General features: G+C 68.6%; 10 protein-coding genes. 2 read left to right on the top strand and 8 right to left on the bottom strand.

Annotated elements, in window-relative coordinates:
* Window positions 1-182 precede the first annotated feature (182 nt).
* Window positions 183-737: a hypothetical protein gene (locus tag AC07PF_RS02770; RefSeq protein ID WP_494610813.1), complete on the top strand. Its 555-nt coding sequence runs from the start codon at window positions 183-185 to the stop codon at window positions 735-737.
* A 46-nt stretch (window positions 738-783) separates the two neighbouring features.
* Here AC07PF_RS02770 and AC07PF_RS02765 read toward each other — a convergent pair whose 3' ends face one another.
* Genes AC07PF_RS02765 through AC07PF_RS02730 form a run of 8 tightly spaced genes read right to left on the bottom strand, consistent with a single transcriptional unit; the run spans window position 784 to window position 10,149 of the window.
* Window positions 784-1,677, bottom strand: a complete 894-nt coding sequence (locus AC07PF_RS02765) for a beta-keto acid cleavage family enzyme (RefSeq protein WP_494610812.1) — start codon at window positions 1,675-1,677, stop codon at window positions 784-786.
* A gap of 11 nt (window positions 1,678-1,688) precedes the next feature.
* Window positions 1,689-2,858 carry an acyl-CoA dehydrogenase family protein gene (locus tag AC07PF_RS02760; RefSeq protein WP_494610811.1) on the bottom strand — a complete coding sequence of 390 codons (1,170 nt, stop codon included), beginning with the start codon at window positions 2,856-2,858 and terminating at the stop codon, window positions 1,689-1,691.
* Window positions 2,859-2,862: 4 nt separating this feature from the next.
* Window positions 2,863-4,836 (bottom strand): acetyl/propionyl/methylcrotonyl-CoA carboxylase subunit alpha, encoded by a 1,974-nt coding sequence (locus tag AC07PF_RS02755; RefSeq protein WP_494610810.1) that lies wholly within the window; start codon window positions 4,834-4,836, stop codon window positions 2,863-2,865.
* Complete coding sequence (locus tag AC07PF_RS02750; protein ID WP_494610809.1) at window positions 4,833-5,648, bottom strand: enoyl-CoA hydratase/isomerase family protein; 816 nt, start codon at window positions 5,646-5,648, stop codon at window positions 4,833-4,835. The genes AC07PF_RS02755 and AC07PF_RS02750 overlap by 4 nt, the downstream gene beginning before the upstream one ends.
* A gap of 13 nt (window positions 5,649-5,661) precedes the next feature.
* Window positions 5,662-6,843, bottom strand: a complete 1,182-nt coding sequence (locus tag AC07PF_RS02745) for an acyl-CoA dehydrogenase family protein (RefSeq protein WP_494610808.1) — start codon at window positions 6,841-6,843, stop codon at window positions 5,662-5,664.
* A gap of 52 nt (window positions 6,844-6,895) precedes the next feature.
* Complete coding sequence (locus tag AC07PF_RS02740) at window positions 6,896-8,509, bottom strand: acyl-CoA carboxylase subunit beta (RefSeq protein WP_494610807.1); 1,614 nt, start codon at window positions 8,507-8,509, stop codon at window positions 6,896-6,898.
* Window positions 8,506-9,417: an SDR family oxidoreductase gene (locus AC07PF_RS02735; protein WP_494610806.1), complete on the bottom strand. Its 912-nt coding sequence runs from the start codon at window positions 9,415-9,417 to the stop codon at window positions 8,506-8,508. The genes AC07PF_RS02740 and AC07PF_RS02735 overlap by 4 nt, the downstream gene beginning before the upstream one ends.
* Window positions 9,418-9,420: 3 nt before the next feature.
* Window positions 9,421-10,149, bottom strand: a complete 729-nt coding sequence (locus AC07PF_RS02730; RefSeq protein WP_494610805.1) for a TetR/AcrR family transcriptional regulator — start codon at window positions 10,147-10,149, stop codon at window positions 9,421-9,423.
* A gap of 311 nt (window positions 10,150-10,460) precedes the next feature.
* Between AC07PF_RS02730 and AC07PF_RS02725 the strand changes: the two genes are divergently transcribed.
* Window positions 10,461-11,585 (top strand): carboxypeptidase regulatory-like domain-containing protein, encoded by a 1,125-nt coding sequence (locus AC07PF_RS02725; protein ID WP_494610804.1) that lies wholly within the window; start codon window positions 10,461-10,463, stop codon window positions 11,583-11,585.
* Window positions 11,586-11,702: the final 117 nt, after the last annotated feature.

Below are 11,702 nucleotides of genomic sequence, written 5' to 3'. Positions count from 1 at the left end.
GTGCCTGCCGTGGCCGATGCGGACTGGACTGTGGACTGGCGAGCGGAGGGCGCAGCCATGCCCGCAGGCCCTGGCAAGACAGTGCTGGTGCGCATATTGGATATGCAGATGCACAAGAATGCTTTATCAGGCCGCCAGCCTTCGCTATGCTCTGCAGGTTGTACTAATCTTGGAGCTGTGTGATGCCCGCGACCCCCGTCATGTCTGCCGAACTCGAAGTCACCATTCTGAACCGTGCGTTCAATGACCAATCCCCTTCGAGCACGACTTTCTACCAGCAGAAGATGGCCGCCGGCTCCACCCCCCAGAACTGGCTGGACTATGCCTTTCAGTTCGGTTCCAACTACCAGAACCTGACGTCGGGGGAGCTGGCGTTGAAGATCGCGACCAACATGGGCCTGGGGTCCAACCTGGGCGTGCAGGGCGCGCTGCTGTCGTACCTGGACGCCGTGGGCAAGGAAAATGTGGGCATCGTTGCCGTGCAACTGGGCCACATCCTGCTGGGACTGGAGCATGCCACCGGTGACATGGAGGTCTTCAACGCCCCCGCAGCAGCCTGGGCCAAGGAGGTTGCCGAGTCGTACATGTACTCCACCAACTCGGCCAACGGCAGCCCTTCGCCCAAGGGCGCCCTCGCGGCCAGTGCAGGCTGGAGTTCCGCCGTTGAGCACCAGCCGACCGACGCTGCTGCAGCCGTGCAACTGGTCGGTGTGGACACCGGGGCTTTGCTGGCCTGAGGGATGTCTGTGTCGCTGCCGGGCCGCTGGCGGCCGGCCAGCCCCATCAAGCGGTGGTGGCGGTGTGCAGGCCCAGCAGCTCCCGCGCTTCCTGCGGTGAGGCCACACTGCGGCCTGCATCGCGCGCGACCTGGGCCAGTTGGGCAATCAATGGGCCATTCGAGGTGGCCTTGCTGCCATCGGGCAGGTAGAACGTGTCTTCCAGCCCCGTGCGCAGGTGGCCACCCAGTTCGGCCACGCGCTGGTGCACGGGCCAGATATCCTGCCGGCCGATCACGGTGGCCTGCCAGGGGGCGTCCTTGATCTTGAGCCTGAGCAAGATGGGCAGCAGGTCCGGGTCGGCCGGCATGCCCGACTCGACCCCCATCACAAAGTTGTATTCGGGCAGGCGCTCGGTGTACATGCCGGTCTGCACGTACATCTCCACGCAGCGCACGATGCCCACGTCAAAGCATTCGAACTCGGGCAGGGTGTTGGTCTCCAGCATCACATCGATGAAGTCCTTCACCTTGGCGGGCTGGTTGTCGAACAGCATGGGTGGCCAGGCCCAGGTGCCGTTGCTGCGCACCTTGAGGTAGTTGAGCGAGCCGGCGTTGCAGGCCGCCATCTCGGGCCGGGTGGCGCGCAGGCAGTCGAGTGGGCCCTGGTAGTGCGGGCCCACCACGCCGGTGGTCTGGTTGATGATGAGGCCGGGGCATTCCTCGCGCATGGCCTGCACGCAGTCGCGCGCGACCTGCGGGTCCCACGAGGGCAGGTGGCCCTTGCCCGCCTCCTGCTGGCGAAAGTGCACGTGCACCACGGCGGCGCCGGCATCTACCGCGCGGCGTGCCTCGCGCGCCAGCTGTTCGGGCGTCACGGGTACATGGTGCTGCGTGGGGTCGGTCAGTACGCCGGTGATGGCGCAGGTGATGATGGCTTTGTCGGAGTGGGTCGTCGTCATGGTGGGTGTCCTCAGATTCCGAGCTGGCGGGCCGCCAGGTCCTTCATGATTTCCTCGGCACCGCCGCCGATCATCATGACCTTGACCTCGCGGTAGATGCGTTCGCTCACGGTGCCGCGCATGTAGCCCATGCCGCCCAGGATCTGCACCGACTGGTCGGCACAGAACTGCATGGTCTGCGTGGCGTGGTTCTTGAGCAGGCAGACCTGGGCCACCCATTCGGCGCCCGTGTGGCCTGCATCGGCCTGGGCGGCCACCGATTCGAGCCAGGCGGCGGTGGAGTGGATGCGCATCTGCATGTCCACCAGCTTGTGGCGTATCACCTGGTGTGCCACCAGCGGCGCTCCAAAGGTCTTGCGCTGGCGCGCCCAGGCCAGGGCCTCGTCGTAGCAGGCCTGCGCAAACCCCAGGGCCGACGCGGCCAGGCCAAAGCGCTCGCCATTGAAGTTGCCCATGATGGTGCGAAACCCATCGCCCTCGGCCCCCAGCAGGTAGCGCGCGGGCACGCGCACGTTGTCGAAGCGCAGGTGCGCGGTGTCGGAGCACAGCCAGCCCATCTTGGAAAGTTGGCTGCGCGACAGGCCGGCACTGTCGCCCGGCACCAGCAGCATCGATATGCCGCCGCTGCCCCGGCTGCCGGCCTCGCCCGTGCGCACGGCCACGGTGATCCAGTCGGCGCGCATGCCCGAGGTGATGAACACCTTCTCGCCGTTGACCACATACTCGTCGCCCTCGCGCCGCGCGGTGGTGGCCAGCTGCGCCACGTCGGAGCCGCCGCCAGGCTCGGTGATGGCCAGGGCCGCGATGCGCTCGCCCGCCAGCACGGGCGGTATCACCTCATCGCGCACCGCATCGCTGCCATGTGCCAGCACCGGTGGCAGTCCGATGTTGTGCGAGAGCAGGCTGGCCAGCACGCCGCCGCTGGTGCCGTAGCGGCACAAGGCCTGCCACAGCGGCAGGCGCAGCGCATAGCTGGCGGGCGTGCCGCCGTACTGCTCGGGGTAGCCCAGGCCGAGCAGGCCCAGGTCGCCCGCGCGGCGGTACAGCGTGCGGGGGAACTCGCCCGCTGCGTCCCAGGCATCCACATGCGGTGCGATCTCGGTGCGGGCAAAGCGCGTGACCGTGTCGGTCAGGGCTGCGCGGTCGGCGCGCAGGCCATCGTCATCCGTTGGGAGCAGCATGGCCTTACGCCTCCTGCGCCGCAAAGCGCGCCAGCACCTGGCCCGGTGCAACCTGCTGGCCGGGCGCCACCAGCAGCTCGACCACCGTCACGGCGGCAGGGCAGGTGAGGCTGTGCTCCAGCTTCATGGATTCGAGCACCACCACCGTGGCGCCTGCCTGCAAGGCCTCGCCTACGGCCACGGGCGCTGCCACCACGCGGCCGTTGAAGGGGGCGCGCAGTTCGTTCGCGCCATGGGCTGCGCCTGCGCGTGCGGCAGGCTCCCATGACGCGTCTTCCACCCAGCCGTCTGCACCACCGGTCTGCCAGTGCCAGCGGTGCGGGCCCACCGCCACCGTGCGCACAGCGTGCGTCACCCCGTCAAGAGTGCATTGCACGCGGCCATCGGGCAGAGGGGCCATCTGGATGGCGATGGATTTCTCTTCGCCCAGCGGCTCGACATGCAGCTGCCCCCGGCCCATCTCTCGCACGGCCATCGGCCGCACCTCACCCTGGTGGCGCAGCCGCATGGGGCGCGCAAAGCTGCAGGGCAGGGTGGTGGCACGGGGCGGGAACAGGGCCGCCATGGCGCCGGGCAGCAGGGCGGCCTGCTGCTGCTGGTGCAGCGACGCGCGCAGGGCATCGCCTTCATCCGTGAGGAAGGGCACGCGCGCCTGCCCGGCGCGGAACTGCGGGTGGTCGAGGCAGGCGGCCAGAAAGGCGCGGTTGCTGGGCAGCCCGAGCAGCGAGGTACCGTGCAGCGCGCGCACCAGCGCATCGATGGCATCGCCGCGTGTGGCGGCATGCACGATGAGCTTGCCCAGCATGGCATCGTAGTGGGGCGTCACCTGCGTGCCTTCTTCCAGCGCATGGTCAAAGCGCAGACCGCCCAGCGGAGCGCGCTGGAAGGCAGTGGCCTGCGGCGTGCCCAAGTGCAGCACCCGCCCTGTGTGCGGCGTAAAGTGAGCGTCTTCCGCGCACAGCCGCACCTCGATGGCATGGCCCTGCAAGGCCACCTGGTCCTGCATCAGGGGCAGGGGCTCGCCGCGTGCCACGCGGATCTGCCACTCCACCAGGTCCAACCCGGTGAGCGCTTCGGTCACCGGGTGCTCCACCTGCAGGCGGGTGTTCATCTCCATGAGGAAGAAGGCACCGGGCTGCTCTTCGTCAAGCAGGAATTCCACGGTGCCCGCTCCCACATAGCCTGCCGCCTGGGCCAGCGCCACCGCGCAGGCGGCCATGCGTTCGCGCAGCGCGGCATCCACGGCGGGGCTGGGTGATTCCTCGACCAGCTTCTGGTGGCGCCGCTGTACCGAGCAATCGCGTTCGCCCAGGTGGATGCAGTGGCCGTGCGCATCGGCAAACACCTGCACCTCCACATGGCGTGGACTGAGCAATGCGCGCTCGATCAACAGGTCGCCACAGCCAAAGCCTGCCAGCGCTTCCGACCTCGCGCTGGCCAGTGCTGCGGGCAACTGCGCGGCCTCGGTCACCAGCCGCATGCCGCGCCCGCCGCCGCCGGCCACGGCCTTCACCATCAGCGGAAAGCCGACGCGGTCTGCCTCGGCCGCAAAGCGTTCATCGCCCTGGTCGCTGCCCGCATAGCCGGGCAGGCAGGGCACGCCCTGGGCCTGCGCGAGTGCCTTGGCGCCGGCCTTGCTGCCCAGCGCGCGTATGGCGGCGGGCGGCGGGCCGATCCAGGCAAGGCCGGCATCCACCACCGCCTGCGCGAACTCGGCGTTCTCGCTGAGAAAGCCATAGCCAGGGTGCACGGCGTCGGCGCCCGTGGCGCGTGCTGCCGCGAGCAGCTTGTCGATGCGCAGGTAGCTGTCGGTACTGGCGCTGCCGCCCAGTGCCACGGCCTGCGTGGCCTCGCGCACATGCAGCGCCTGGGCATCGGGCTCGGAGTACACGGCCACGGTGGCAATGCCCATGGCGTGTGCCGTGTGCACGATGCGGCGGGCGATCTCGCCGCGATTGGCGATCAGTATCTTCTTCATGCCGAAGCACTCCAGGGTGGCGCCTTGCGGGCCGTGAAGGCTGACAGCCCCTGTGGCGCCTCGGGCCCGCGCACGGCATGGGCAAACAGGTGGGCGGCGTCGTCCAACAGGGCTGGCAAGGGCAGCGTGCCCTGCACCTGCAGGAGCAGGTGTTTGGTGGCGGCAATCGCCTGGGGCGCAGTGGCCGCCAGGCGCTGGATGGTTGCCTGCACGGCTTCGTCCATCGCGCCGTCGACCACTTCATCCACCAGCCCACACTGTTGCGCGGCAGCCGCACCGCTGCGCGCGCCCGACAGCAGCCAGCGCCGGGCCGCCGCCGGCCCGAGCCGCCGCACCACGAAGGGTGCGATCTGCGCAGGCACCAGCCCCAGCGTGACCTCGGGCGCACCGAACTGCGCATCCGCATCCGCGAGCACCAAGTCGCCGCAGCAGGCCAGGCCCAGGCCGCCGCCCATGGCAGCACCCTGCACCGCGATCACCAGCCATTGGGGCAGGCCGCACAAGGCCTGCAGCAGCGTGCCGAAGCGGCGGTTCAGCGGCACCAGCGGATCGGGCACGCCCGCGTCGAGCGGCTGGCCGATGGCCTTGGCAAAGCCGCCCAGGCTGCCGCCTGCGCAGAAGTGCCCGCCTGCGCCGCGCAGCACCACGCCGCGCAGCGCGGCATCGTTGCGTGCACGCGTGCAGGCGCTCAGCAGGGCATCCACCATGGCATCGGTCAGCGCATTGCGGCTGGCCGGGTCATTGAGGGTCCAGGTCTCCAGGAAAAGGCCGCTGCCCAGCGGCGCGCGGTCGATCAGCAGGGCGTCGGGCATGCTGTGTCCTGGTTCAGTGGGCGGTGGGACGCTTGGCGATGCCCATGGTCTTGGAGAGGATGCCCAGCATCACCTCGTCGGCCCCGCCGCCGATGGAAGCCAGGCGCCCGTCGCGGAACATGCGCGAAACCTTGTTCTCCAGCGTGAAGCCCATGCCGCCCCAGAACTGCAGGCAGGTGTCGGGCACCTCGCGGTTCAGTCGCCCGGCCTTGAGCTTGGCCATGGAGGCCAGCTCCAGCACGTCCTGCCCGCCCACGTAAAGCTCGCAGGCGCGGTAGGTCAATGCGCGCAGGGCCTCCACTTCGGTCTTGAGCTCGGCCAGCTTGAACTGCACCCACTGCTGGTCGGCCAGCGCACCGCCGAAGAGCTTGCGCTCCTGCGCCCATTCGATGGTCCAGCCGATGCAGTTGGTCAGCGATTCCAGCGTGCTGGAGGCGCACCACAGCCGCTCTTCCTGGAACTGCTGCATCTGGTAGATGAAACCCTGGCCCTCGGCGCCGATGCGGTAGCGCTGCGGTACGCGCACCTCGTCGAAGTAGAGCAGGCCCGTATCGCTGCTGTGCATGCCGATCTTGCGGATCTTCTGCGCCACCTCCACGCCCTTGGTGAGCTGGCCGCCGCGGCCGTCGCGCAGGGGCACCATCACCAGGCTCTTGTTGCGGTGCACGGGGCCCTCGCCGGTGTTGACCAGCATGCACATCCAGTCGGCCTGCAGGCTGTTGGTGATCCACATCTTCTGGCCGCTGATCACGTAGTCGTCACCATCCTTGCGCGCCGTGGTCTTGATGCCGGACACATCGCTGCCCGCTGCGGGCTCGCTCACCCCGATGCAGCCCACCGTGTCGCCTGCGATGGCTGGGGCCAGGAAGTCGCGCTTGAGCTCCTCGCTGCCGTGGCGTGCCAGCGCCGGGGTGCACATGTCCGTCTGCACGCCGATGGCCATGGGCACGCCGCCGCAGTGCACGTGGCCCAGCGTCTCGGCCATGGCCACGGAGTACGAATAGTCCAGGCCCGAGCCGCCATATTCCTCGGGCTTGCACAGGCCCAGCAGGCCAAGTCGGCCCATCTTCTTGAAGACCTCGTGCGCCGGGAAGATCTCGGCCGCCTCCCACTCGTCCACATGGGGGTTGATCTCCTCGTCGATGAAGCGCTTGAGGGTCTTCTGGATCTCGCGGTGCTCGTGCGTGAACTGCATGGTGTGTCTCCGTTGATTTTTCTGTGGACCAGTGCAAGAAAGGGGAAGGGGTCTACATGCGTGCCACCCCGAACTGCATGGGGTGCACCTGGCGTGCCTGGGCGTCGGCGCAGGTGGCAAGGCACAGGGCCAGCACGGCGCGCGTGTCGCGCGGGTCGATCACGCCGTCGTCCAGCAGCAGGCCGCTGGTGTAGAAGGCGTCGGCCTGCGCCTCGAACATGGCCACGATCTTGTCGAACTGGGCCTGCGACTCGGCCGGGTCGGGCGTGATGCCTTTGCGTGCCAACGCTGCCTCGGTCACGATCTGCATGGTGCGCGCGGCCTGCTCGCCGCCCATCACGGCCGTTTTGGCACCGGGCCAGCTGAACAGGAAGCGGGGGGCATAGCCGCGCCCGCACATGCCATAGTTGCCGGCGCCGAAGCTGGCGCCGCACTGGATGGTGATCTGCGGCACGGTGGCGTTCGATACCGCCTGGATCATCTTGCTGCCGTGCTTGATCATGCCGCCCTGCTCGCTGTCCTTGCCCACCATGTAGCCGGTGGTGTTCTGCAGGTAGACGATGGGGTGGCCGAGCTGGCACATCCACTGGATGAAGTGCGCTGCCTTGTTGGCACCCGCCACGTCGATGGGGCCGTTGTTGGTGATGAACCCCACGGGGCGGCCATCGATGCGCGCCTGGGCGCACACGGTGGCCATGCCGTAGCGGGCCTTGAATTCGAGCAGCTCGGAGCCATCGGCGATGCGCGCGATCACCTCGCGCATGTCCACGGGCTGGCGCAGGTCGTCGGGCATCAGGGCCAGCAGGTCCTCGGCATTGAGGGTCGGCGCCGGGGCTGCGGATGCCGGGCGCATGCTGGCCCAGCCGGAGGCCTCCACCACGGCGCGCGCCATGCCGATGGCCTCGCGGTCGTCCTGTGCCAGGTACTCGCCCAGGCCCGAGATGCTGGTGTGCATTTCGGCACCGCCCAGTTCCTCCTCGGTGGCGATCTCGCCCGTGGCGGCCTTGAGCAGCGGCGGCCCGGCCAGGAAGGCGCGCGAGCGCCCCTGCACCATGATCACCACATCCGACAGCCCCGGCATGTAGGCACCGCCTGCCGTGCCCGAACCGTGCTGCACCGTGATCACCGGAATGCCGGCCGCCGACAGCCGCGCCAGGTTGCGAAACAGGCTGCCGCCGTGCACGAAGCCCTCCACCCGGTAACGCATGAGGTTGGCGCCCGCGCTCTCCACCAGGTGCACGAAGGGCAGGCGATTGTGCAGCGCGATCTCCTGCACGCGCAGGATCTTCTCGAGGCCCATGGGCTGGATGGCGCCGGCCTCGATGCCCGAGTCGCTGGCCACCACCATGCAGCGCACACCCGACACCACGCCGATGCCGGCGAGGATGCCACCACCGGGAACGGACTTCGCGGGGTCCTTGGTGTCCTGCAGGTAACCCGCCAGCGTGGCCAAGGGCAGCCAGGGCGTGCCGGCATCGAGCAGCAGCGCCACACGCTGGCGCGGCAGCAACTGGCCGCGCTTGTCGAACTGCGGCTGCGAGCGGGCCGAAGCGGCCGCGGCGCGGTCTTCGAGCGCGCGCAGGGCGTCCAGGCGCGCCAACTGGGCGCTGCGCCGCCTCTGCGCGTCGGGCGCCAAGGCATTGAACCGCGAGGCGAAGACGGTCATGGCGCTGCCTCCGGCGGTTGCTGCGGCTGGGCTGCAAACACGCGCGGCACCTGGGCGCGGTGGAAGCCCTCGAACGGCCGCACGGCAGGCCGTTGCTGCGCTGCGGCGTCGGGCACCTGCATGGGCCAGCCCAGGCGGGCCTGGGGGCGGGCGCCGTCGACGCGAACGGTGGTTCCGCTGATGAAGCTGGCAGCAGGGCTGAGCAAAAAGACGATAGCCGCCGAAACCTCGGCCTCGGTACCGAAGCGCCCCTGCGGCACGGTGTGGCGCATGGCGCGCAGCATGTCGGCGGCGGCGGGGGGGTAGTTGTCCATGCCGCTCGATGCGATGTAGCCCGGTGCCACGGCATTCACGCGCACACCGCTGCCCGCCCATTCAAGGGCGGCGGTCTCGGTGAAGCTGACCATGCCGGCGCGCGCCGCGCCGCTGTGGCCCATGCCCGGCATGGAGCCCCACATGTCGGCCACGATGTTGACGATGCTGCCACCCTGCGCCTGCATCCACTGCCGGTGGCACTCGCGCGCCATCAGGAAGCCGCCGGTCAGGTTGGTGTTCAGCACCGCCTCCCAGCCCTTGGCGGAGATGCTGGCCAGCGGCGCCATGAACTGGCCGCCCGCGTTGTTCACCAGGGCGTCGATGCGGCCGTGCTCGGCCAGGGCCTGCTGCACGACGATGCCCACGGCCTCCTCGGAGCGGATGTCGCAGGCATGCCAGGAGGCTTGTCCGCCGTCGGCCGTGATCTCGGCCTGCACGGCCTGGAGCTTGTCGGCCTTGCGCCCCACGAGCACCACCTGCGCACCCAACCGGGCCAGCTCGTGCGCCGTGCAGCGGCCTATGCCCGAACCGCCGCCGGTGACGATCGCCACCCGCCCTGCGAAAAGACCTGGTGCAAACACGCTCTGGTACATGGCTCACGCCTCCCGTATGAACAGTGCCAGCGCCTCACCGGTCAGCTCGTCCAGCGACTTGCCGCCCTTGGGGGCAAACCACTGCACGGCCCAGTTGAGGGCGCCAAAAAGGAACAGGCGTGCCAGGCTGGGGGCGGCCTGCAGCGTGCCCTGCCGGGACAGCGCTTCGAGCGTGGGCATCCAGGCGGCCTCGTAGGCGTCCTTGACGCGGGCTATCCCCTTGCGCTGTGCGGGCGTCAGCGAGCGCCATTCGTACAGCATCACCGGGATGAAGCCACTGCGTGGGCCCAGCAGGATCTCGAAATGGTGGCGGATCAGCACCCGCAGTTGTTCACGTGGCGTGGCAGTGGGGGGGAGCGCGGCGAGCGCCTGCTGCTGGCTTTGCAAAGCCATGACCATGCCTTCGTTCATGACGGCGTGGAGCAGGGCCCCTTTGCTTTCGAAGTGGTAGAAGGGCGAGCCGCTGTGCATGCCTGCGGCCGCCGCGATGTCGCGCGTGGTGGTGGCCGCAAAGCCCTTGGTCAGAAACAGCCTGGCCGCCCCGTCCATGAGCTTGCGGCGGCGGTTGCCGTCGTCGACTTCTTCCGCAGTCTTGCGCGGGCGGCCGCGGGGGCGCCGGGGTTCATCGGCGGCAATCGCAGGGGCTTTGCGGGCGCGGGCAGCAGGTGCGGGAAGGGGCTCAGGGGCCTTGGGGGCGGCGGGACGTTTGCGCCGGGTTGCAGGGGATTCCATGGTCTGCACGATAGCAAAGGGTTTTATTTTTAGCAAGCGGATGCTTTGTGAAAATACTGACCCCTGTCGGAGCAGTCCAAAGCCGGGTCGCCAGGGCGGTTTGGCCTGCGCGGCGGCCGAAATTGTTCCCAATCGTTGATTCGTCCATCAAGTTGAAACAACCCGGAGGAGAAAATGAAGGGTTCGTTGGTCTATTCGCTTCTTTGGCTGCCAACTGTCTTTAAAAGCGTTCCTTGGGTAGGGAGTGGTTTTGGAGGAAGCTGGCACACATGCCCTACGCTTCGCGTCTTATCCAACGAGAGGCAGGTTTCATGAACACATTCGGTATCGCCCGCTGGGCGCGTGGCGCCATCGTCACCGCCGCATCCGCCACCCTGGTGCTGGGGGCGCAGGCCCAGGTCATCGATTTTTCCGGCACCCGGGGCGCGGGGGTCAACCAGACGGATGTGCTGCTGGAAAACCTGCGCCTGCTGGTGCCCGTGGCCAACCCGCAGCAGCCTGGCACCACGACCACGGTGGAGTCCAACTACAACATCCTGTTCCGCTTCGATCCGGCCACCTTGCACCTGGTGCCTGTGGGCTTGCAGCAGACTGGCGGGTCGGGCGCGGTGCAGTGCGCCACGGCCCAGGTGACGGTGTTCGATGCGCTGCGGGGCGCGAACCTCCCCCTGGCCAACGCGTCGGTAACGCTGGGCACGCGCTCGGCCACCACCAACGCGCAGGGCGTGGCCTCCTTCACGGGGCTGGCACAGGGCTTCTTCACGGTGACCACGACGGCGCCCAACTACTCGCCCGCCAACCAGACCGTGCTGCTCAACTGCGCCGCGCCCAACCAGGTGGCGGTGGCCCTGTCGCCAGCCAGTGGCAGTGCAGGCGGGCTGGCCGCCGGGCAGTTCCGCACCATCCTGACCTGGGGTGAGAACCCGCGTGACCTGGATTCGCATCTCACAGGGCCCTCGGCCAGTGGGGCTGCGCGCTGGCATGTGTACTTTGCCGGCAAGAATGCGGGCGACATGTGTGCGCTGGACGTGGATGACATCTCCTCCTACGGGCCAGAGACGGTGACCTGCCCGCCTACGGCCAGCACGGGCAGTGCGGGGGCTGGCGCACTGCGTCCGGGCGTCTACCGCTATTCGGTGCACCACTATGCGGGCTCGGGCAACCTGGGCACATCGAATGCCAACGTGCGGCTGGAGCTCTCCAATGGCCAGGCCTACACGTTCACGCCGCCGGCGGCGCCCTACACCGGCTCCAACAATGTCTGGACGGTGTACGAGCTGACGGTGCTGGCCGATGGCTCGGTGGGCGTGGCGCCGGTCAACTCGGTGATGGCGAATGTATCGTCGGGCAGCGTGGCCCGCGAACTGCCGATTGCCGAAGGCACCGGGCTGGGCCAGGCGGAAAGCCCCTCGACGTTCCGGAACCTGGCCAAGTAGGCGGGTGAAGCCGCTGCCGCGCGCGGGTGCCCCTGGCGCGCGGCATTGCATCGCGGAGGTATGAGAGGTGAGCGTATGTAAGGCCCCGCCCTCCGAGGTCGGTTCACGCGAGTGTGA

Source organism: Acidovorax sp. GW821-FHT10A04 (assembly GCF_059415825.1).
The sequence above is the reverse complement of the archived record's forward strand: the minus strand, read 5'-3'. Positions and strand labels throughout refer to the sequence as shown.